Origin of the sequence: Pseudomonas sp. App30 (assembly GCF_047947025.1) — a bacterium.
Lineage (GTDB): Bacteria > Pseudomonadota > Gammaproteobacteria > Pseudomonadales > Pseudomonadaceae > Aquipseudomonas.
Genome location: NZ_CP133165.1, coordinates 6,570,334 through 6,591,925 on the forward strand (window position 1 = coordinate 6,570,334; position 21,592 = coordinate 6,591,925).

The following is a 21,592-nucleotide window of genomic DNA, read 5'->3' on the forward strand; positions in this document are numbered from 1 at the left end:
AGGACCACACCCCATGAAAACCATGAACACGGGCCGCCGCCAAGGCGGTTTCACCTTGCTGGAAATGCTCGCGGTGATCGTGCTGCTGGGCATCGTCGCCACCATCGTCGTGCGTCAAGTTGGCGGCAACGTCGACAAGGGCAAATACGGCGCCGGCAAGGCGCAACTGGCCAGCCTGAGCATGAAGGTCGAGAGCTACGCCCTGGACATGGGCGCGCCACCGGCCAACCTCAACCAGCTGGTGACCAAGCCTTCCACGGCGGGCAACTGGGTCGGCCCCTACGCCAAGCCGTCGGATTTGAAGGACCCGTTCGGCCATCCGTTCGGCTACCGCTTCCCCGGCGAACACGGCAGCTTCGACCTGATCTTCTACGGCCAGGACGGCCAGCCGGGCGGCGAAGGCTACAACGCCGACCTGGGCAACTGGGAATAACCATGCAGCGCGCCCGCGGCTTCACCCTGCTGGAAATGCTCGTGGTCGTCGTGCTCATCGGCGTCGCCGCGGGGCTGGTGGGCTATGGCTTGCAGCGTGGGTTGCACAGCGCCGGGGAGCGCAAGGCGCTGGCGCAGATGGTCGATGCCCTGCGCGCCTCGCGGGTGCAGGCGATTGTCAGCGGCCAGCCGGCGCGCACCGGTTTCGACCTGCGCGCCCGCACCGTGCAGGCGCCGGGCAAGCCCGTGGCCCACTGGCCCAGTGATTGGCAGGTGCGCCTGCAGACCGCCGACGGCCTGGGTGCCGGGTTCGAGTTCTACCCTGACGGCGGTGCCAGTGGCGGCAACGTGCTGATCACCCAAGGCCAGCGCCAGTGGCGCATCGACGTCGCCTGGCTGACCGGCAACGTGCGCCTGCGGGACCTGCGATGAACCGCCAACGCGGCTTCACCCTGCTGGAAATGCTCGCGGCGCTGGCGGTGCTGGCGCTGTGCGCGACCGTGCTGCTGGGTGCCTTTGGCGAAAGCGCGCGGGCCTTGCAGCAGAGCGCGCGCAGCGACCGCCTGAACCTGGCGGCGCGCTCGCTGATGGACGAGTTGGGCGAAGGCCCGCTGGCCAGCGGCCGGCGCCAGGGCCAGTGGCAAGGCGTGGCCTGGGTCTGCGACGTCAGCCAGGTGCCGTCGGTGGCCGGTGCGGCGCGGCTGTTTCGCCTGCAACTGACCCTGAAGGCCGACGGCCGCCAGGCGCAGTTCAGCACCTTGTGGGTGCGCGGCTCGTGAGGCGTGAGCGCGGCTTCACCTTGCTGGAAATCCTCGTGGTGCTGAGCCTGCTGGGCGTGCTGCTGGGTCTGGTAGCCACGGCGCTGGTGGGCGCCAACCGCGCCGTGGCCAAGGCGCAGGTGTTCAGCGAGCGCCTGGACGAGGTGCGCGCCGCACAAACGTTTCTGCGCCGCGCCATTGGCCAGGCGCTGCCGGTGGCCCAGGACGACGTCACGGCGAAGCCGGTGCGCTTTGTCGGCCACGCCGCTGCCATGACCTTTTATGCGCCGCTGCCGGATTCGATTGGCGGCGGCCTGTACCAGCAACAGCTGAGCCTGGTGCACCAGCAGTTGCAGGTGCGCCTGGCCCGGCTGGATGGCCAGGCCCTGAGCGCCTTCGGCGAGCCCCAGGTGCTGCTGCGCGAGGTACAACAATTGGCCTTCAGCTACCGCGGGCTGTCGCCCCTGGCCAAGGACAGCGGCTGGCTGGCGGAGTGGCCGTGGCCCGAGCGCCTGCCGCGCGCGGTGCGCATCGAGGCGACGCTGCGTGGCGTGGTGCCCTGGGTGCGCGAGCAGGTCAGCCTGCGCCTGGACCTGGCCAGCGAGGCGGCGCCATGAACCGCCAACGCGGCGTGGCGCTGCTGCTGGTGCTGTGGGTGCTGGCGTTGCTGGGCACCTTGCTGGCGGCGCTGGCCGGCACCGTGCAACTGCAGCACCGCCAGGCGCTGTGGCAGGCGGCCAACGCCCAGGCGCTGTTCGCCGCCGAGGCCGGCCTGGGGCAGGCGGTGATGGCCTTGCAGGGGCGTGACGTGGAGGCGCGCTGGCGCGCCGATGGCGCAGTGCATGCGCTGGTGTTCGATGGTGCCCAAGTGGCGGTCAGCGTGGTCAGCGAGCGCGGCAAGCTGGACCTCAACGCCGCGTCCCTGGCCGATGTGCGACGGCTGTTGAAGGCTTGCGGCGGCGCGCCCGAGTCGGCCCTCCAGGCCTTGGAGCGGCAGCGCAACGGCCCCGTGCCGCTGCGCACCCTGGACGAGCTGCGCGAGCTGCCGGGCATGAGCTACGCGCTGTACCACTGCGCCTTGCCCTGGGTAACCGTGTGGGCCGGCCAGGCGCAACCCGACCCGGCACTGGCGCCGCCGCCACTGGCCCAGGCCCTGGGCCTGCCGCGCGTGCGTTTGAGCGGCGCCGACCCTGGGCAGATTTTCACCGTGGTCAGCCAGGCAACCTTGCCCAGCGGCTACCACGCCACCTTGCAGGTAACCCTGATGTTGATCACCGCGAAGGAGGGCGCCAGGCCATACCGGGTCCTGCGCTGGCAAGAATGAACCTGACCGCACTCCGTCGGCCGCTCGCCGACCTTCAGCGCCGCTGGCAGGCCAGCCTGGCGCGGCGCTGGCTGCAGCTGTGGCTTGGCGAACTGCATGGCCTGCTGCCGCCCGCGTGGCGTGCGCGCCTGGCTTCGGCGCCCTTGACGCAACGGCTGGCGTGGCCGCTGCCCGACACCTTCGACCGGCGCCTGCCGGCCGTGCTGGTCTTGCCTGCCCAGGACGTGATGGCGCAGACCATCAGCCTGCCCGTGGCGGCCACGGCGGAGCTGCAGCGGGTGCTGGCCTTCGAGATCGACCGCTACACGCCTTACCCGGCCGAGCAGGTGCAGTTCGCCGCACGTGTCGAGCGCACGCGCGGCGACACGGCGCAGGTGCGGCTGGTGGCGGTCCATCGCGAGCGGCTACGGGCCATCCTCGAGCACTGCCACGCGGCAGGGCTGGCGGTGGTCGGCGTCGATGCCCAGGGCCTCGACCTGCTGCCGGCCGAGCTGCGCCCCCCGGCGCCTGCCGCCTGGCTCAACCGCGTGCTGGCGCTGGGCGTGGTGGTGTCGTTGGCGGCGCTGATGCTGGTACTGCTGAACGGTCGCCAGGCCAGTGTCGCGCGCATGCAGGCCCAGGTGCAGCAGCAACGCCAGCAGGTGCAGGCCCTGGAGCAACAACGCCGCGAGCTCATCGACACCCAGGGCGCTGCCAGCTACCTGGCGCGCCTCAAGCAGGCGCGGCCGACCGTGACGGCGCTGCTGACCGAACTCACGCAGTGCCTGGGCGACGACACCTGGCTGGAGCAGCTGGAAGTGCGCGATGGCGGCGAGCTGAACATCAGCGGCCAAAGCAGGCATGCCAGCGCCTTGATCACCCGCGCCCATGCTTGCCACAGCCTGCAGGACCCGCGCTTCCAGGGCGTGATCCAGCCGGATGGGCAAACCGGCAACGAGCGCTTTTCGCTGGTGGCCCACCTCACTCAGGAGGCCGTCGATGCGCCGTCAACCCACGCGCAATGAGCGCCGTATCCTCGCCCTGGCCGTGCTGGCATTGCTGCTGTGGGCGGCCTGGCAACTGCTGGTCGCCAGCTGGTTCAGCACGCCCATGGCGGAGCTGGCCGAACAGGCCGCCACCCTGCAGGCCCAGCACCAGCGTTACGCCCAGGTGCTGGCCCAGGGGCCGGCGTTGCAGGCGGCGCTGGCCCAGGCCCGGCAAAACCCCAGCGCGCGGCGCAGCCTGTTGCCCGGCAACGACCCCAGCGCCGCGGCAGCTGACCTGATGCAGGCCGCCGTCGACCGGGTCAAGGCCGTGGCCGCCCTGGGCCCTGGCTGCGAAGTCACCCAGCGCATGCCCATCGTGCCCGAGGCCGACGGCGGCCAGGCCTACCGGCAAGTCAAGGTCAGCCTGACCCTGGCCTGCGCCAGCGAACCGCTGATGCAACTGCTGCACGGCCTGGAATATGGCCAGCCGTACCTGTTCGTCGAAGCGCTCAGCGTGCACCGCAACAACGACGCCCCGGCGGCCGGCGGCCCAGGGCGCCTGAGCGTGCAGCTGCTGTTGCGCGGCTACCTGACTGGCGCTGCCGCCGCCAAGGAGCCACGACCATGAGCCACAAGCGCCTGTTGTTGCTGGCAATCAATGCACTGCTGCTGGCCGCGCTGACCTGGGCCTGGCTGGACCAGGAGCACGCCGTGGCCTGGCTGCCCGCCGAGGGCAAGGCCCCTGTGCCAGCACCGCCTGCGCCGCCGCCGGCCATGGTCGACCTGCCCGAGGCCCAGCGCATGATCGCCTGGCAGCAGCCGTTGTTCAGCCCAGGCCGCCAGCCCGATGTCGCCAAGGCTGCCGCGGCGCAGACCCTGGACGGCGTGCGCCTGAGCGGCGTGGTGGTCGACGGCCAGGCCCGCTGGGCGCTGCTGCGCCTGGCCGACCAGCGCTCGCTGAAGCTGGCCCGCGGCGCCGCGCTGGACAGCGGCTGGGTGCTGGACCAGGTGGAGGCCACCAGCGCCACCTTCCAGCGCCAGGGCCAGGCCCGCACCTTGAGCCTGCCCGTACCGCGCCTGCCGGCGTCGGCTGCAACGCCCCCCATTACCCTTCCACACGTAACGGCACCATGACCCACATCTATCGCCTCACCCCCATCGCCGCGCGCCTGCGCACCCCCTCGCTGGGGCTGGCGGCTGCGCTGGCCCTGGCCGGTTGCGCCGGGCAACCCCATGAACTGGCCAACGACCCGGCGCTGCTGCACGAGGCCCTGGCCGGCACCGGCGCGCAACGGCCGGTGCTGCCGCCCAGCGCGGCGGTCATCGACGCCCCCGCGCCGGCCCGGGCGCCGGTCGCGCGGCAGATCATCAGCGGCAACCAGCGCTTCATCCGCCCCCAGGCGCCGGCCAAGGCAGCGGAGGGCGGGGCGGGCGACATCATGTTCAACTTCACCGACCAGCCCATCGAGGCGGTGATCAACACGGTGATGGGCGACCTGCTGCACGCCAACTACAGCATCGCCCAGGGCGTGAAGGGCAACGTCAGCTTCTCCACCTCGAAACCGGTGAACAAGCAGCAGGCGCTGTCCATCCTCGAGACCCTGCTGTCGTGGAGCGACAACGCCATGATCCGCCAGGGCGACCGCTACGTGATCCTGCCCGCCGCCCAGGCGGTGGCCGGCAAGCTGGTGCCGGAGATGCCGGTGGCGGCGCCCACCAGCGGCTTGTCGGCGCGGCTGTACCCGCTCAAATACATCGCCGCCAGCGAGATGCAGAAGCTGCTCAAGCCGTTCGTGCGCGACAACGCCTTCCTGCTGGTGGACCCGGCGCGCAACGTGCTCAGCCTGGCCGGCACGCCGCAGGAGCTGGCCAACTACCAGGACACCATCGACACCTTCGACGTCGACTGGCTCAAGGGCATGTCCATTGGCGTCTACGGCCTGCAGCACGCCGCGGTGGCCGAGCTGATGCCGCAGCTGCAGAAGCTGTTCGGCCCCGACAGCGGCCTGCCGTTGGCGAGCATGGTCAAGTTCATGCCCAACGAGCGCACCAATTCCATCGTCGCCATCTCCCCGCAGCCGGCCTACCTGCAGGAGGTGGGCGACTGGATCAAGACCATCGACGAGGGCGGTGGCAACGAGCCGCAGATGTATGTGTACGACGTACGTAATATGAAAGCCACGGACCTGGCCAAATACCTGCGGCAGATCTACGGCAGCGGTCAGGTCAAGGACGACAGCGCCGCCAAGGTCGCGCCGGGGCTGCGCACCACCACGCTGTCGTCGCTCAACGGCAGCAGCGGTAGCAGCACCGCCACGGGCGGTTTGACGACCCAGGCCGCCACCCGGCAAACGGCGCAAGGTGACGACGACAGCGACACTGACGCCAGCACCGACGACAGCAACGGCGCCGCCGCCCAGGGCACGCCGAAAACCCTGGAAGACAGCGTGCGCATCACCGCGCAGAAAGGCACCAACCAATTGCTGGTGCGCACCCGCCCGGCGCAGTGGAAGGAAATCGAGGCGGCCATCAAGCGCCTGGACAACCGGCCGCTGCAGGTGCAGATCGAAACGCGCATCCTCGAGGTCAAGCTCACCGGCGAGCTGGACCTGGGCGTGCAGTGGTACCTGGGCAAGCTGGCCGGCAATTCCACCAGCACCACGGTGGCCAACAGCAGCGGTTCGCAAGGTGCGCTCGGCAGTGGCGGGGCAGGGCTGGGGTCCACCGACACGGCGTTCTATTCCTTTGTCAGCAGCAACTTCCAGGTAGCGTTGCACGCATTGGAAACCAGCGGCCGCACCCAGGTGCTGTCGGCGCCGTCGCTGGTGGTGATGAACAACCAGCAGGCGCAGATCCAGGTGGGCGACAACATCCCCATCAGCCAGACCACGGTGAACACCAGCACCTCGGACACTACCCTGAGCAGCGTCGAGTACGTGCAGACCGGCGTGATTCTCGACGTCACCCCGCGCATCAATCCGGGCGGCCTGGTGTACCTGGACGTGCAGCAGCAGGTGAGCGACGCCGACACCAGCAGCGTCACCACCAGCCAGCCCAACCCCAGCATCTCCACGCGCTCGGTGTCTACCCAGGTGGCGGTGCAGAGCGGCCAGACCGTGCTGCTGGGCGGGCTGATCAAGCAGGACAACAGCGAGAGCGTGTCCAGCGTGCCGGGCCTGGGCCGTATCCCTGGCCTGCGTTGGTTGTTCGGCAGTACCAGCAAGGCGAGAGACCGCACCGAGCTGATCGTGCTGATCACCCCGCGCGTGGTCGCCAGCGCCGACGATGCGCGGCAGGCCACCGATGATTACCGGCAGCAGATGCAGTTGCTCAAGCCCTGAGGATACGCGGTGCCTGTGGACGCGGCCTGCGGCCGCTGCTACGGGGATGCGGGGGGGGGGGACCTGTAGCAGCGGCCGCAGGCCGCGTCCCAGCCGCTGCGCCAACACGGCGCAGCGCGCACAAACCGAGTGCTCCACACCAGACCGTTTGGTAAAAATCAACCGCGCCTTTTTGCTATCCACTTGATCCGCAACGCCTTATTCCCCTGGCACACATCCTGCTATCGCTGAACCCGGTCATGCCAAGGCATTTGCCTGCAGCTACTTATGGAGAAGTGATTGTGGAGCACTGTTCTTTCCCGCGTGTCTGGGCCTTTACCGCATTGACCCTGGCGGCTGCGCCAACCACCTGGGCCGCCACCGGCCCGTCGGTGGCCGCCAACCCGCTGCCCGAGGACACGCCCTGGTTCAACCAGGACGTGACCCTGATCGGCAGCAAGGACATCAGCTTCGGCCCGCGGCCTTCCGACGACATCTACCTGGAATACGAGTACTACGGCCGCAAGGGCCCGTACGAGCTGTACGGCTACATCGACGCGCCCAAGGTGCTGGGCATCGGCAACAGCCATGACAGCGGCGAATGGGACAAGGGCTCGCCGGTGTTCATGGAGCACGAGCCGCGCATCTCCATCGACGAACTCAGCGGCCACAAGCTCGGCTTCGGGCCCTTCAAGGAGTTCTACCTGGCGTTCGACTGGATCTACGACATGGGCCACACCAGGGCCGACCGCGCCAACACCCTGTACAGCGGCCTGGGCACCGACATCAAGACCGGCACCCCGGTGATCCTCTCGGCCAACCTGTACGCGCGGCGGCAATGGGAAAACTATGGCGCCGCCAACGAGAACAGCTGGGACGGCTACCGCGCGCAGCTCAAGTACATCCTGCCGCTCAAGCACTTCGGCAACGGCGCCTCGCTGACCTACATCGGCTTCACCAACTACGACTTCGGCTCCGACCTGCACGAAGAGGCCGGCGCCACGCGCACCGCCAACGCCACCGTGGCCACCAACGTGTTGCTGTACAACTTCAAGCACCTGCGGCTGATGGCGGCCGGGCGCTACTTCCACAACGGCGGGCAGTGGAAGGACGGCACCGAGCTGAACTTCGGCGACGGCAACTTCAACGCCCGTTCCACCGGCTGGGGCTACTACTTCGGCGTCGGCTATCAATTCTGATCTGGCCTGGCGGCGTGCCGCCGGTTATCGTCTGGCAGCTGTTTTACCGGTGAAGTGTTTCCATGGAGGGCGTACATGCAGTCGCAACCTGTAGAAGTGTGTGCAGCGGCAACTGATGGCTGGCTGGCCCAGGAGGTCATCCGCCGCAAGCGCGACGGCGGCGCGCTGGCCAGCGGCGATATCCAGCGCTTTGTCGCCGGCATCGCCGACGGCAGCCTGTGCGAGGGCCAGGTGGCGGCGTTCGCCATGGCGGTGTGCATACGCGGCATGAGCCTGGACGAACGCATTGCCCTGAGCACGGCCATGCGCGACTCTGGCCAGGTGCTGCGCTGGAACCTGCCGGGGCCGGTGGTGGACAAGCATTCCACCGGCGGCGTCGGCGATTGCGTCAGCCTGGTGCTGGCGCCGTTGCTGGCCGCCTGTGGCTGCTACGTGCCGATGATTTCCGGGCGCGGCCTGGGCCATACCGGTGGCACCCTGGACAAGCTGCAGAGCATCCCCGGCTACAACCTGCAGCCCAGTGCCCTGCAGTTGCGCGAGGTGGTGGCCGCGGTCGGCTGCGCGATCATCGGCCAGACCGCCGACCTGGCGCCGGCGGATCGCCGCCTGTACGGCATCCGCGACGTGACCGCGACGGTGGAGTCCATCGACCTGATCACCGCGTCGATCCTGGCCAAGAAACTCGCAGCCGGGCTGGACGTGCTGGTGATGGACGTAAAAAGCGGCAACGGCGCCTTCATGGTCGCCACCCAGGATGCCCAGGCCCTGGCCGACAGCATCGTCGCCGTGGCCAACGGCGCCGGGGTGCGCACCCGCGCACTGGTCACGGACATGAGCCAGCCGTTGGCACGCAGCGCCGGCAACGCCCTGGAAGTGGCCGAGGCCATTGCCCTGCTGCAGGGCCAGGTGCGCAGCCCGCGGTTGTGGGAGGTGACCCTGGCGCTGGGCGCCGAGGCGCTGGTGGCGGCGGGCAGGGCGGGCAACCCCGTTGCGGCGCGCGAGCAACTGCTGCACGCCTGGCACAGCGGCGCGGCGCTGGCGCGGTTCCAGCAGATGGTGGCGGCGCTCGGTGGCCCGGCCGACCTGGTGCAGCGCCCGGGTCACTATCTGGCCCAGGCGCCGATCCAGCGGCCGGTATGGCCCGCCGCGTCTGGCCAGGTCGAGGCTATCGACACCCGTGCGGTAGGCATGGCCGTGGTGCTGCTGGGCGGCGGCCGCCGCCGCCCTGACGACAATTTGGACCTGTCGGTCGGTTTCCGCGACCTGGCGTTCGTGGGCGAAGCGGTGGGCCGTCAGCGCCCGCTGGGCTGGGTGCATGCAGCCAGCGAAACGGCGGCCGAAACCGCCGCCCAGGCCCTGCGCAATGCCTACTTTTTGGGCACTGGGGGCCAGAGTGTTTGTTGACCGAACACTCAATTGTGCGTGTACCAACATCCGGGCTCGCCCCCGCGCCCAGTAACGGCTAACCTATGCCGGCAACTCCCAGCCCCGGGGCCAATGACGGACCCCGGGCTGCATCCGCATGCCCAGATTTGAGGAATAAAAATGGCCAAGGCCGCAGATGTCGTCGTTCAATGCCTGGAAAACGAAGGCGTCGAATATGTGTTCGGTATTCCAGGTGAAGAAAACCTGGACCTGCTTGAATCCCTGCGCAAATCGCCGATCAAGCTGATTTTGACCCGCCACGAGCAATCGGCCGGCTTCATGGCTGCCACCTACGGCCGCCTGACCGGCAAGACCGGCGTCAGCCTGTCCACCCTCGGCCCGGGCGCTACCAACCTGGTGACCGCCGGCGCCTATGCCTACCTGGGCGGCATGCCCATGCTGATGATTACCGGCCAGAAGCCGATCAAGAAGTCCAAGCAGGGCCGCTTCCAGATTCTGGACGTGGTCGGCATGATGCAACCACTGACCAAGTACACGCATCAACTGGCCTCCGCCGACAACATCCCGTCGCGCGTGCGTGAAGCCTTCCGCCTGGCCGAAGAAGAAAAACCGGGTGCCGTGCACCTGGAGCTGCCTGAAGACATCGCTGCCGAGCAGACCGACAGCATGCCGATCACCCCGAGCCTGCACCGCCGCCCGCTGGCCGAGCACAAGGCCATTGAAGCCGCCGTGGCCAAGCTCAAGGCTGCCCGCAGCCCGATCCTGGTGATCGGCGCCGGCGCCAACCGCAAGATGACCGCCAAGGTCCTGCGCCAGCTGATCGACAAGACCAACGTGCCATTTGTCACCACGCAAATGGGTAAAGGTGTGGTCGACGAGCGCCACCCGCGCTTCCTGGGCAACGCCGCGCTGTCGGCCGGTGACTTCGTGCACCGTGCCGTTGAAGCGGCCGACCTGATCGTCAACATCGGCCACGACGTGATCGAGAAGCCGCCGTTCTTCATGGTGCGTGGCGGTACCGAAGTCATCCACATCAACTTCCGTTCGGCTGAAGTGGACCCGGTGTACTTCCCGCAGATCGAAGTGGTGGGCGACATCGCCAACGCCGTCTGGCAGATCAGCGAAGCCCTGGAGCCCCAGCCGCACTGGGACTTCAGCCGCCTGATGACCATCCGCGAGGCCAACGAGGCGCAGATCGCCGAAGGCGCCGACGACAATCGCTTCCCGATCTACCCGCAGCGCATGGTCGCCGACGTCCGTCGCGCCCTGCCGTCGGAAGGCATCGTGGCGCTGGACAACGGCATCTACAAGATCTGGTTCGCGCGCAACTACAAGGCCCACAAGCCTAACACCGTGCTGCTGGACAACGCCCTGGCGACCATGGGCGCCGGCCTGCCGTCGGCGATGGCCTCGCACCTGGTGTACCCGGACCGTCCGGTGGTGGCCGTGTGCGGCGACGGCGGCTTCATGATGAACAGCCAGGAACTGGAAACCGCGGTACGCCTGAAGATGAACCTCACCGTCATCATCCTGCGTGACGACGGCTACGGCATGATCCGCTGGAAACAGTCGAACATGGGCTTCACCGACTACGGCCTGGACTACGGCAACCCGGACTTCGTGATGTACGCGCAGTCCTACGGTGCCAAGGGCCACCGCGTGGAAAGCGCCGAAGGCTTCCTGCCGCTGCTGGAACAGTGCCTCTCCACCCCGGGCGTGCACGTGATCGACTGCCCGGTCGATTACTCCGAGAATGACTTCATTCTCAACAGCGAGCTCAAGCGCCGCAGCGCCTTGGTGTAAGCGCCCCTGACGCGGCCTGCGGCCGCTGCTACGGTGGATTGCGTGCGCAAAACCCCGTAGCAGCGGCCGCAGGCCGCGTCTCCACTCCCCACGCATTCGCGTTTCACTGAACATCCCCCGCACGGCTGGCATACTAGGCACTTTGACTGCCACCGCCAGGCGCCCCATGCTCAAGCCCTCTACTGCGAACCCCACCCTGTCGTCGCCCATGCAACGCGGCCGTCGTCTGCTGCGCTCACGTTGGCGCACCGGCCGCCAGCGCGCCGTCTTCTGGGTCGGCGCGCTGCTGGTGGGCCTGGTGGCGCTGGCCTTCGCCTGGCTGGCGGACCAGTCCTTCGCCCTGTTCCAGCGCCTGCTGGCGATCGCCCCCTGGGCGCCACTGCTGGTCACGCCCCTGGGCTTCGCCGGCCTGGCCTGGGTCACCCAGCGCTGGTTCGTCGGCGCCAAGGGCAGCGGCATTCCCCAGGTGATCGCCGCGCTGGAGCTGCCGTCGCGTAGTTTCCGCAACCGCGTGCTGGGCCTGCCCGTGGCGGCGGCGCGCATGCTGCTGACCCTGGGGGCGCTGCTGGTGGGCGGTTCCGTGGGCCGCGAAGGCCCCACGGTGCACCTGGGCGCCGCAGTGCTGCACGCCTTCGGCACCCGCCTGGGCCTGCACAGCCGCCGCACGGTGGCCGGGCTGATCCTGGCCGGCGGCGCAGCGGGCATCGCCGCGGCCTTCAACACGCCGCTGGCCGGGGTGGTGTTCGCCATTGAAGAGCTGAGCCGTACCTTTGAGCAGCGCTTCAGCGGCCTGGTGCTGACTGCCGTGCTGATCGGCGGCGCCGTGACCCTCGGGCTGATGGGCCATTACGCCTACTTCGGCGAGGTGGGCGGCCACCTGCCCGCCGGCTGGGGCTGGAGCGAGGTGCCGGTGTGCGCGGTGCTGGGTGGGGTACTGGGCGGGGTCTACGTCAAATTGGTGCTGCCAGCACGCACGGGTTGGCTGGGCCGCCTGTGTGCCCTGCGCGAACGTGGGCCGGTGCGTTTTGCCGGCGCCTGTGGCCTGTTGCTGGCGGTGCTGGGGCTGGTGTCCGGCAACCACGTGTTCGGCACTGGCTACCAGGAAACCCATGCCTTGCTCGACGGCCAGCCGGTCACCGGCAGCAGCTTTTTGCTGTGGAAGTTCCTGGCCAACGTGGTGTCCTACCTGGCCGGTATCCCGGGCGGGTTGTTTTCACCATCGTTGAGCATTGGCGCCGCCTTCGCGCCGTTGCTGGCCTGGCTGCCCGGTTTCAACCTGCAGACCTGCGCGTTGCTGGGCATGGGCGCCTACCTGGCCGGCGTCACGCGCTCGCCGCTGACGGCCTCGGTGATCGTGCTGGAGTTGTCCCACAGCCCGGACCTGGCCATTCCCATGCTCGGCACCACGCTGATGGCCGCCGCGATATCGGGCTGGATCGCCCCGGTGTCGCTGTACCACGCCCTGGCGCACCAGTTCCTGGAACGGTTCGCCCCGCGCAAGCCCTGAGGGGGCTGCGCGGGGCCTGGCCGTCATTGCCTACTGGGTGCTGCTGCCTCCGGTGGTCGTGGTGGTGGCTGGGGTGCTGGTGTCAGTGGAGATGGCTGGGGTGTCCAGTTCATCGCCACTGGCCTGGTCGGTCGTTGCGCTCATGCGCAGCTGCCGGGCGCTGACCTGGGCGGCCTGTTGCACCGAACGCGGCAGCGGGTTGCTGTTGGTCACTGACAACTGCTGCCGGTACGGGCTTACCAGTTTGGCTTTCAGGCGGATGTCGTTGGACGCCGAGCCGACGCTGATGTTGAACGTGTCGGCATCAATCACCCAGGTGCTGCGGGTCGGGTTGTAGTACGCCAGCGAGCGACCATTGAGTTCGATGGTTACGCGACGGCTCTGCCCCGGTTGCAGCAGCACTTTCTGGAAGCCCTTGAGTTCCTTGATCGGCCGTTCCAGCCGTGGGTTGCGCTGCCCGACGTACAGTTGGGCCACCTCGGCCCCGGCACGCCGCCCGGTGTTGGTGACGTTGAACGAGACCCTGACCGGGTTGTTGCCGAACGCCACCGACGGGTTGACGCGGATGTTGGAGTAGCGGAACTGGGTGTACGACAGCCCATAGCCGAACGGATAGAGCGGCGTCGTGCCTTTTTTCTCGTAGCCGCGGTAGCCCAGTTCCAGGTCACCGGCATAGCTGATCTGGGTGAGGGTGCCTTCGTTGTCGAAGTTGGGGAAGTAGCTGTAGATCGGGTTGTCCTGGATATTGCGCTCCAGGCTGATCGGCAGCTTGGCCGACGGGTTGACCTGCCCGTACAGAATTTCGGCCAGCGCCTGCCCACCGTTCTGGCCCGGGTAGAAGGCGTGCAGCAGCCCGCCCACCTGGTCCACCCAGTCACTGACTTTCAGCCCCGTGCCGCCATGCAGCGCGACGATGGTGTGCGGGTTCTGGCTGGCGATGCTTTGGATCAGCTGGCCCTGGAATTCAGGCAGCTCCCACATGTGGTCGAAGCCTTCACCCTCGTATTCGTTGCTGTTGCCGGCGGCCACCAGCACTGCGTCATAGCTGCTGATGTCGCTGGGTGCGGTCAGCGAGGCCCAGCTCATCTGCACGCCGGTGTAGCCGCCCAGGCTGGCGATGTAGTTGGGGCGACGGGAGTATTCCAGCACCACGTCGTAGGTCTGCCCGGCCTGCAGGGTGATCTTCGCGTACTGCGGGATGGTCGGCGGGATGCTGTTGTCGGGCAGCGGCGTGCCATCGCCGTTGTTGATGATTTCCTGGCCGTTGACGGTCAGGTGGATGACGCCGTCGGCGCGCACCTTGAACACCTGGTCGCCGCTGACCGTGGGGGTGATGCGCCCGGTCCAGCGGATCGAGGTGCTGGAGGTGTCGCCGTTGGTGGGCAGGTTGGTGTCGCTGTCCCAGTTGAGGTTGACGAAGGTGTCGGTGCGCGTGGCGGCCGGCGTGCCGCTCCAGTCAGTGGTGGTGTAGTACTGCGCGGTCATGCCCGCCACCGAGGTGGTGCCGTCGGTGTCCAGGTGGGTCCAGGGCGCGGCGGCCGGGTCCAGGGACAGGCCGTCGAGGAAGGTCACCTGGGTTTGCGGCGCCACTTGCGCCATGCCGCTGACTTCACTGACATAGTTGCGCGCCGACACATAGGCGCTGCCGAAACCGGTGGGCGGCGCGTATTTGCCGAGTACGCCCACCACCGCCACTTTTTTCACGGTATTGCGGTTGAGGGGCAACAGGTTGTTCTGGTTTTTCAACAGCACAATGCCTTCGCGGGCCACGTTCAACGAGGCCTGGTTGCTGGCCGGGTTATCCATGTCGTGGGTGGTGGGCGGCACATAAGTGTCGAAGTCGAACAGGTAGATTTCGCGCAGGATGCGCCGCACTTTGTCGTCGATAGTGGCGACGCTCAGTACCCCGCTATTGATGTAGGGGGTCAGCACAGTACTGTTCATTTGCGTGCCAAACAACATGTCGATATCGGCGCCGGCCTGGGCTGCTTTCAACCCGTCGGTAATGGCCGCATAGTCACTTTGCACGAAGCCGGGGAAGCCCCACTGGTCCTTGAGTATTTCGCGCAGCAGGTGATGGCTTTCGCAGGCATGATCGCCGTTCACCAATTGGAACGAACACATCATCAACGCCACTTTGCCGTTCTTGGCAGCCGACTCGAACGGCGGCAGGGTCATTTCCCGCAGCACCCGTTCGGGGATGGTCTCGTTCAGGGTGAAGCGGTTGGTTTCCTGGTCGTTGGCCGCGTAGTGCTTGGCGTCGGCCCAGATGCCGCGGGACTGGATGCCGTTGATCACCGCCGGGGCCATGCTGGCGCCCAGGAACGGGTCTTCGCCGGTCAGGTATTCGAAATTGCGCCCGCCGTAGGGCATGCGGTAGATATTCATGCCCGGGCCGGTGATGTAGTTGTAGCCGCCGCTGGCGGTGTCATAGCCCAGCGCGCGGCCGAAATCCACTGCGCGGCGCAGGTTGAAGGTGGCCGCCAGGTTCGGCCCGCTGGGGTAGACCACGCCCTGGTCGTTGCCCTGGCTGGTGTAGCGGACCCCCAGGCCACCGTCGGCGCCGTAGATTTGCGGCAGGTTGAAGCGGGCCAGGGGCTTGATGTCCCAGCCGCCGGTGCCGCCGATGTAGGCGAGTTTTTCCTCCAGGGTCATCTGGCTCACGGTCTGCTGGGCGAGGGCGTCGGCCTGTTGCGCGGTGCGGGCCCAGGCCTGGGTCGCCAGGCATTGGGCAATGGCCAGGGTCAGCAAGGTCAATGAAGTGGCAAGTCTGGGCGAGTGTGTGCTTCTCATTTTAATTACTCCCACGCGCGGGCCTCCAGGGAGAACCGGGTGTAATAAAGTCAACGAGGGCAAACTTTGTTAATTGGGTGAAACAGAATCCAGTATTAATGCCTGTCAGAGGCTGGCGGATAATTATTATTGGCCGCGCTGTAAGTTGCTTATTGGATCCGTTATTACCCACCTCGTTATCCGGCGCCAATGCGAACACTGGCAGAGGTCTTGCTTTTTTATACCGGTTGAATAGGACTCCCATCCGCCGGGGCTGTCAAACAGTTGCAGCGCAACGGTTATTATAAATTTGTCTGAGGCGGGCGCCGGCTACATCATTGGAGTATGAGCGGTGAAGTTGCCAAGTTGCGGTGCGGGGTCTAAGGTGAGTGCTGTTTCAATAATTATCCAGAGGAGGGTGAAGTGCCGGTGTAATTGCCTAGCTAACTAAGTTGGAGGTTGTAATGAAAATATCCACGATGATAGTGCTGGTTGTTCCGCTGTTGGCTGTTTCCGGCCTGAGCCGTGGCGACGATACCGACAACACGTCGGGCGCCCCGAACGCTACCGTCCTGACCCAGACCCACGACAGCAAGGCGGCGGGCAACAAACATGGCGACGACTTCAAGGGCGGGCGCCCCACCGCCCAGAGCGGCGCCACCAAGCCCTGATGGCGAAGTAACTGCGGCGCTGTGCCTGTGGCTGGGCGAGCACGCCGGCCTCAAGCCCGGCGACCTTGAGCGGGCCACCCGGCTGGCGCCCCAAGGCAGCCTGCACACGGCATTGCCGGGCCTGCTGACGCGGCTGGGCAGCGTCAGCGAAGCGGAAATGGCCCGGGGCTGGGCGGCGGTGCTGCAGCTGCCACTGCAAGCCGCCGATGACGCACCCACCAGCCTCGAGCCTCTGCCGGGCCTGAGCGAACGTTTCCTGCGCCACCACCACCTGGTGCCGCTGGCCTGGGTCGACGGCCAGTTGCAGCTGTTGCTCAGCGAACCCGCCGACCCTTACCCCGCGCGCGCCGTGGCGTTCGCCTGCCAGTGCGCGGTGCAGCGGCGGGTGGGCACCCGCAGCGACGTCGACAGCCTGATCGAGCGCTACTACGGCCAGGGCCGCTCGGCCATGGGCAGCCTGATCGAGAACCTCGACGGCGACGCCGGCGGCCAGGCCGATGACATCGAACACCTCAAGGACCTGGCCAGCGAAGCGCCGGTGATCCGCATGGTCAACCTGATCCTGCAGCGCGCGGTGGAGCAGCGCGCCTCGGACATCCACATCGAACCCTTCGAAAGCCAGTTCAAGGTGCGCTACCGCATCGACGGCGTGCTGGTGGACGGCGAGGCGCCGCCGGCCACCTCCGCACCCGCGGTGATCAGCCGGGTGAAGATCATGGCGCGCCTGGACATCGCCGAGCGCCGGCTGCCCCAGGACGGTCGGATCATGCTGCGCATGCAGGGCCGCGAGCTGGACCTGCGGGTGTCGACGGTGCCCACCAGCTTCGGCGAGTCGGTGGTGATGCGCCTGCTGGACCGCCAGACCGTGAATTTCGACCTGCCCAGCCTGGGCTTCGACGGCGAACGCCTGGAAGGTTTCCTGGCCATGCTGGAGCGCCCCCACGGCATCCTCCTGGTGACCGGCCCCACCGGTTCGGGCAAGACCACCACCCTGTACACCGCGCTGACCCGGCTCAACACCAGCGAACGCAAGATCATCACCGTCGAAGATCCGGTGGAGTACCAGATCGAAGGCATCAACCAGATCCAGGTCAAGCCTGCCATCGGCCTGGACTTCGCCGCCACCCTGCGCTCCATCGTGCGCCAGGACCCGGACGTGATCATGATCGGCGAGATGCGCGACCTGGAGACCTGCCGCATCGCCATCCAGTCCTCGCTCACCGGCCACCTGGTGCTGTCCACGTTGCACACCAACAGCGCCGCCGCCAGCATCACGCGGCTGCTGGACATGGGCGTGGAGAGCTACATGATCGCCTCGACGGTGATCGGCATCCTCGCCCAGCGCCTGGTGCGCCGCCTCGACCCGCAGTTTGCGCAGGCCTTCGAGGCGCCGCCGGCGCTGGTGGCCGAGCACGGTCTGGAACGGTTCACCCAGCAGCGGCCGATCCTGCTGTACCGGCCGCGGGCCGATGCCCCCGGCGGCGGTTACCGCGGCCGTTGCGCCATCACCGAGCTGCTGGTGATGAACGAGGAACTGCGCGGGCTGCTGATGAACCACGCCGACGCCGTCACCCTTGAGCAGGCGGCCTGCCGAGGCGGCCTGCGCACCCTGTACGAGGACGGCCTGCGCCAGGCGCTGGCCGGCACCACGTCGCTGGAAGAGGTGCTGCGCGTCACGCGCAGCGAGTGACCGGCGCCCATGGCCAAATTTCGCTACCGCATTCTCGACCCCGATGGCAGCGCCCGCCAGGGCGTGCTGGAGGCTGCCGACCCGCAGGCCCTGGCCGCCCAGTTGCAGCGCCAGGGCGCGCTGGTGCTGCACATCGAACCGGCAGGCCAGCGCTGGCTGGCCTGGCAGCCACGGCGCAGCCTGGGCGGCGCGGCGCTGGTGGCGTTCACCGCGCAGCTGGCGATTCTGCTCAACGCCGGGCTGGCCCTGGACCGCGCCCTGGGCATTCTCATGCACCAGCCGGGCAAGGCCCAGGCGCCGGTGCGTGCCCTGGTGGGCCGTGTGCGCGAACGAGTCAAGGCCGGCCAGCCGCTGTCGGCGGCCCTGGCCCAGGAACCCGCGCAGTTCAGCCCGCTGTACCTCAGCCTGGTGCGTGCCGGCGAGGCGGGCGGGGCGCTGCAGGACAGCCTGCAGCAGCTGGCCGACTACCTGGAGCGCAGCCAGGCGCTGCGCGGCGAGGTGATCAACGCGCTGATCTACCCGGCGTTCCTGGTGGTGGGCGTGCTCGGTTCGCTGGTGCTGTTGCTGGCCTACGTGGTGCCGCAGTTCGTGCCGATCTTCCAGGACCTGGGCGTGCCGATCCCGCTGGTGACCGAGCTGATACTGGCCCTGGGGCAGTTCTTCAACCGCTTCGGCCTGCTGCTGTTGGCGGCGCTGGTGGTGCTGGCGCTGGTGGGCCGGCGCGCCTGGCAGCGGCCCGCCGTGCGCCTGCGCTGGGACCGCCGCCTGCTGCGCTGGCCGGTGCTGGGCGGGCTGCTGCAACGCCTGGAAGCGGCGCGCCTGGCGCGCACCCTGGGCACCCTGTTGCGCAACGGCGTGGCGCTGCTGGCGGCGCTGAAGATCGCTTGCGCGGTGGCCAGTAATTACGCCGTGCGCGCCCAGGTCGAGGCCGCCACCGAGCAGGTCAAGGGCGGCGGCGCGCTGGCCTTGGCGCTGGCTGGCGACAATGTGCTGCCGGAGCTGGCGTTGCAGATGATCGAGGTGGGCGAGGAGGCCGGCCAGCTCGACAGCATGCTGCTCAAGGTGGCCGAAGTGTTCGACGCCGAGGCGCGACGCAGCATCGCGCGGCTGCTCGCCGCCCTGGTGCCGACCCTGACCATTGTCATGGCGGTGCTGGTGGCGTTCATCATGTTGGCCATCATGCTGCCGCTGATGAGCCTGACCAGTAACATCTGAGGGCTGACCATGAGGCTGTCACGTACGCGTGGGTTCACCTTGCTGGAGATGCTGGCGGTGATTGTGCTGCTGGGCATCGTCGCCACCATCGTGGTGCGGCAGGTGGGGGGCAACGTCGACAAGGGCAAGTACGGCGCCGGCAAGGCGCAGTTGGCGAGCCTGTCGATGCAGATCGAGAACTACGCCCTGGACATGGGTGCGCCGCCCCGCGACCTCAACCAGCTGATCGAGCGGCCCGCCGGCCCCAGCCACTGGGCCGGGCCCTATGCCAAGCCGTCCGACCTCAAGGACCCGTTTGGCCACCCCTTCGGCTATCGCTACCCGGGCCAGCATGGCGCCTTCGACCTGATCTTCTACGGCCAGGACGGCCAGCCGGGCGGCGAGGGCTACAACGCCGACCTGGGGAACTGGGAATGAAAGCCGCCGGCTTCACCCTGCTGGAGCTGCTGCTGGTCATCGTCCTGATGGCCGTGGCCCTGGGCGTGCTGAGCTTCGGCCTGGGCCGTGGCCTGGAGGCGGCGCGCGAGCGCCAGGCGCTGCGCGACATCGTCGGCGCCCTGCGCCAGGCGCGCACCCAGTCGGTGCTCAGCGGCCTGCCCCAGGAGGTGCGCTTCGACCTGCCAGGCCACCGCTTCCAGGCGCCGGGGCAGGCCCTGGGGCACTGGCCGGCCGACCTCGGCCTGCAACTGACCACCGCTGCCGACCTGGGCGCGGCGGTGGCGTTCTTCCCCGACGGCAGCTCCAGCGGCGGCCACCTGCTGCTGGCGCGGGGCGCGCAGGCCTGGCGCATCGACGTCGGCTGGCTGCTGGGCGACGTGCGCCTGCAGGCGCTGCCATGAAGCGCGCCGGCAGCGGCTTCACGCTGCTGGAAATGCTCGCCGCGCTGGCGGTGTTCGCCCTCGGCTGCACGGTGTTGCTGGTGGCGTTCGGGCAAGCCGCGCGGACCCTTGAGCAGGTGCGCGGCAACGACCACCTGAGCCTGGTGGCGCGTAGCCTGATCGACGCCCGGCGCGGCCAGCCCTGGCAGGTGGGCGAGCAGCAGGGCGTGGAGGCGGGCGTGGCCTGGCGCCTGCGCATCAGCCGCGAGCCCGGCGCGGCCAACCTGCTGCCGCTGCTGCGCCTCGACCTGCAGGTGCGCGAAGGCCCGCGCAGCCTGCACCTGAGCACCCTGGCCGTGCAGGGCCAGCCGCCCCTGGAAGCCGGCCGATGAAGCGCCGGGCCCAGGGCTTCACCCTGCTGGAGATGCTGTTGGCGCTGGCGTTGCTGGCGGTGCTGCTGGGCCTGGTGGGCACGGCGCTGATCGGTGCCAACCGCGCCTTGCTCAAGGGCGAACGCTACAGCCAGCGGCTGGAACAGGTGCGCGCCAGCCAGGACTTCCTGCACCGGGCGCTGCAAGGGGCGCTGCCGGTGGACGTGGCGGCCGCCGAGGGCGAACAGGTGCGGGTGTTCGACGGCGAGCCCCAGCGGCTGGTGTTCGCCGCCGGGCTCAACAGCGCCCTGGGCGGTGGCATCCAGGTTCATACCATAGAGCTGGTGACCCAGGGCGGCCACCAGGCCTTGCAGGTGCGCTTTGCCCAGCTGCTGCGCGGCGGCTTGCGGCCCTGGGGCCAGCCCCAGGTGTTGCTGGACGATGTCCGCGACCTGCGCCTGAGCTACCGCGGCCGCGACGACCGTGGCCAGGCCACCGCCTGGTTGCCGCGCTGGCCCTGGCCGGCGCGGTTGCCCCAGGCCGTGCGCATTGACCTGGCCAGCGCTGGCGCGGTGCCCTGGGCCACCCAGGTCGTCGCCCTGCGCCTGGAGCTCAGCGACCAGCAGGGGGCGCCATGAGCCGTCGGCAGCGGGGCATGGCGCTGCTGCTGGTGCTGTGGGCGCTGGCGCTGTTGGCCATGCTGCTGGCCGGGCTGGTGGTGGAGGTGCGCCAGCAGGCGCGCTTGAGCCTGTGGCAACGCGAGCACAGCCGCGCCAGCCTGGCCGCCGAGGCCGGGCTGAACCTGGCGGTGCGTGCCCTGAGCGACCAGGATGGCCAGCGCCGCTGGAAGGCCGACGGCCGCGTGCGGGCGTTGCAGTTCGACGATGCGCAGCTGCTGGTGAGCGTGCGCAGCGAGCGCGGCAAGCTCGACCTCAACGCCGCGCCGGCCGCCGACTTTGCCCGCCTGGCCCAGGCCCTGGGCGCCTCGCCGGCCCAGGGCCGGGCCCTGGCGGTGGCGCTGGAGCAACGCCGCGGCGACAACCAGCCGCCCCTGCGCGCCCTGGAAGAGCTGCGTGACCTGCCGGGCATGAACGCCGCGCTATACCAGGCGCTGCTGCCGCAGGTCACGGTGTGGAGCGGCCAGGAAGGCCCCGACCCGGCCTTCGCCACCCCGGCGCTGCAGCAGGCCCTGGCGCTGCCGCGGGTCACCGGCCTGGGCGCCGATGCCGGCGAGGTGCTGAACATTCGCAGCCAGGCACGACTGCCCGACGGATTCACCGCCGTGATCGACAGCACGGTGCTACTGTCAGGCATGGAGGACAGCGCGCGGCCGTTCCGTATCGTGCGCTACAACGAATGAG

General features: G+C 68.4%; 22 protein-coding genes. 21 read left to right on the forward strand and 1 reads right to left on the reverse strand.

Going from position 1 to position 21,592, the window contains the following annotated elements; genetic code table 11:
* Nucleotides 1-22 precede the first annotated feature (22 nt).
* The 13 genes from gspG (RAM80_RS30275) to RAM80_RS30335 all read left to right on the forward strand — a co-directional run bounded on the left by gspG (RAM80_RS30275) (nucleotide 23) and on the right by RAM80_RS30335 (nucleotide 12,694).
* On the forward strand, nucleotides 23-433 hold the full coding sequence (gspG, locus tag RAM80_RS30275) for a type II secretion system major pseudopilin GspG (RefSeq protein WP_416427593.1): 411 nt from the start codon (nucleotides 23-25) through the stop codon (nucleotides 431-433).
* A 2-nt stretch (nucleotides 434-435) separates the two neighbouring features.
* Nucleotides 436-864 carry a GspH/FimT family pseudopilin gene (locus RAM80_RS30280; RefSeq protein WP_416424044.1) on the forward strand — a complete coding sequence of 143 codons (429 nt, stop codon included), beginning with the start codon at nucleotides 436-438 and terminating at the stop codon, nucleotides 862-864.
* Entirely contained in the window at nucleotides 861-1,211 is a 351-nt protein-coding gene (locus RAM80_RS30285) for a prepilin-type N-terminal cleavage/methylation domain-containing protein (protein ID WP_416424045.1), read from the forward strand. The genes RAM80_RS30280 and RAM80_RS30285 overlap by 4 nt, the downstream gene beginning before the upstream one ends.
* Complete coding sequence (locus RAM80_RS30290; RefSeq protein WP_416424046.1) at nucleotides 1,208-1,807, forward strand: prepilin-type N-terminal cleavage/methylation domain-containing protein; 600 nt, start codon at nucleotides 1,208-1,210, stop codon at nucleotides 1,805-1,807. Before RAM80_RS30285 ends, RAM80_RS30290 begins: the two co-directional genes overlap by 4 nt.
* Nucleotides 1,804-2,514, forward strand: coding sequence for a type II secretion system minor pseudopilin GspK (locus RAM80_RS30295; RefSeq protein WP_416424047.1), 711 nt, complete (start codon nucleotides 1,804-1,806; stop codon nucleotides 2,512-2,514). Before RAM80_RS30290 ends, RAM80_RS30295 begins: the two co-directional genes overlap by 4 nt.
* On the forward strand, nucleotides 2,511-3,518 hold the full coding sequence (locus RAM80_RS30300; RefSeq protein WP_416424048.1) for a type II secretion system protein GspL: 1,008 nt from the start codon (nucleotides 2,511-2,513) through the stop codon (nucleotides 3,516-3,518). The genes RAM80_RS30295 and RAM80_RS30300 overlap by 4 nt, the downstream gene beginning before the upstream one ends.
* Entirely contained in the window at nucleotides 3,493-4,107 is a 615-nt protein-coding gene (gene gspM, locus RAM80_RS30305) for a type II secretion system protein GspM (protein ID WP_416424049.1), read from the forward strand. Before RAM80_RS30300 ends, gspM begins: the two co-directional genes overlap by 26 nt.
* Nucleotides 4,104-4,613 (forward strand): hypothetical protein, encoded by a 510-nt coding sequence (locus RAM80_RS30310; protein WP_416424050.1) that lies wholly within the window; start codon nucleotides 4,104-4,106, stop codon nucleotides 4,611-4,613. The genes gspM and RAM80_RS30310 overlap by 4 nt, the downstream gene beginning before the upstream one ends.
* Nucleotides 4,610-6,820: a type II secretion system secretin GspD gene (gene gspD / locus RAM80_RS30315; protein ID WP_416424051.1), complete on the forward strand. Its 2,211-nt coding sequence runs from the start codon at nucleotides 4,610-4,612 to the stop codon at nucleotides 6,818-6,820. Before RAM80_RS30310 ends, gspD begins: the two co-directional genes overlap by 4 nt.
* 281 nt (nucleotides 6,821-7,101) lie before the next feature.
* Entirely contained in the window at nucleotides 7,102-7,998 is an 897-nt protein-coding gene (locus RAM80_RS30320) for a nucleoside-specific channel-forming protein Tsx (protein ID WP_416424052.1), read from the forward strand.
* Between the two features lie 75 nt (nucleotides 7,999-8,073).
* Nucleotides 8,074-9,402 (forward strand): thymidine phosphorylase, encoded by a 1,329-nt coding sequence (gene deoA, locus RAM80_RS30325; protein ID WP_416424053.1) that lies wholly within the window; start codon nucleotides 8,074-8,076, stop codon nucleotides 9,400-9,402.
* Nucleotides 9,403-9,543: 141 nt separating this feature from the next.
* Nucleotides 9,544-11,187, forward strand: a complete 1,644-nt coding sequence (locus tag RAM80_RS30330; protein WP_416424054.1) for an acetolactate synthase large subunit — start codon at nucleotides 9,544-9,546, stop codon at nucleotides 11,185-11,187.
* Nucleotides 11,188-11,395: 208 nt separating this feature from the next.
* The gene (locus RAM80_RS30335; protein WP_416427595.1) at nucleotides 11,396-12,694 is read left to right on the forward strand and encodes a chloride channel protein; all 1,299 of its coding nucleotides are present in this window, start codon (nucleotides 11,396-11,398) and stop codon (nucleotides 12,692-12,694) included.
* Nucleotides 12,695-12,724: 30 nt separating this feature from the next.
* On the opposite strand, the gene RAM80_RS30340 is transcribed toward RAM80_RS30335, so the two are convergent.
* Nucleotides 12,725-15,487: a beta-glucosidase family protein gene (locus tag RAM80_RS30340; RefSeq protein WP_416424055.1), complete on the reverse strand. Its 2,763-nt coding sequence runs from the start codon at nucleotides 15,485-15,487 to the stop codon at nucleotides 12,725-12,727.
* Nucleotides 15,488-15,930: 443 nt separating this feature from the next.
* On the opposite strand from RAM80_RS30340, the gene RAM80_RS30345 reads away from it, so the two are divergent.
* Genes RAM80_RS30345 through RAM80_RS30380 form a run of 8 tightly spaced genes read left to right on the forward strand, consistent with a single transcriptional unit; the run spans nucleotide 15,931 to nucleotide 21,591 of the window.
* Nucleotides 15,931-16,137, forward strand: coding sequence for a hypothetical protein (locus RAM80_RS30345; RefSeq protein WP_416424056.1), 207 nt, complete (start codon nucleotides 15,931-15,933; stop codon nucleotides 16,135-16,137).
* Nucleotides 16,079-17,827, forward strand: coding sequence for a type II secretion system ATPase GspE (gene gspE / locus RAM80_RS30350; RefSeq protein WP_416424057.1), 1,749 nt, complete (start codon nucleotides 16,079-16,081; stop codon nucleotides 17,825-17,827). The genes RAM80_RS30345 and gspE overlap by 59 nt, the downstream gene beginning before the upstream one ends.
* 9 nt (nucleotides 17,828-17,836) lie before the next feature.
* A complete protein-coding gene (gspF, locus tag RAM80_RS30355; RefSeq protein WP_416424058.1) occupies nucleotides 17,837-19,042 on the forward strand; it encodes a type II secretion system inner membrane protein GspF in 1,206 nt (401 codons plus the stop codon).
* 9 nt (nucleotides 19,043-19,051) lie between these two features.
* On the forward strand, nucleotides 19,052-19,459 hold the full coding sequence (gene gspG, locus RAM80_RS30360) for a type II secretion system major pseudopilin GspG (protein WP_416424059.1): 408 nt from the start codon (nucleotides 19,052-19,054) through the stop codon (nucleotides 19,457-19,459).
* On the forward strand, nucleotides 19,456-19,881 hold the full coding sequence (locus RAM80_RS30365; RefSeq protein WP_416424060.1) for a GspH/FimT family pseudopilin: 426 nt from the start codon (nucleotides 19,456-19,458) through the stop codon (nucleotides 19,879-19,881). Before gspG (RAM80_RS30360) ends, RAM80_RS30365 begins: the two co-directional genes overlap by 4 nt.
* A complete protein-coding gene (locus RAM80_RS30370) occupies nucleotides 19,878-20,252 on the forward strand; it encodes a type IV pilus modification PilV family protein (RefSeq protein ID WP_416424061.1) in 375 nt (124 codons plus the stop codon). The genes RAM80_RS30365 and RAM80_RS30370 overlap by 4 nt, the downstream gene beginning before the upstream one ends.
* Nucleotides 20,249-20,869, forward strand: a complete 621-nt coding sequence (locus tag RAM80_RS30375) for a prepilin-type N-terminal cleavage/methylation domain-containing protein (protein WP_416424062.1) — start codon at nucleotides 20,249-20,251, stop codon at nucleotides 20,867-20,869. The genes RAM80_RS30370 and RAM80_RS30375 overlap by 4 nt, the downstream gene beginning before the upstream one ends.
* Nucleotides 20,866-21,591, forward strand: coding sequence for a type II secretion system minor pseudopilin GspK (locus tag RAM80_RS30380; protein WP_416424063.1), 726 nt, complete (start codon nucleotides 20,866-20,868; stop codon nucleotides 21,589-21,591). Before RAM80_RS30375 ends, RAM80_RS30380 begins: the two co-directional genes overlap by 4 nt.
* Nucleotide 21,592 lies beyond the last annotated feature (1 nt).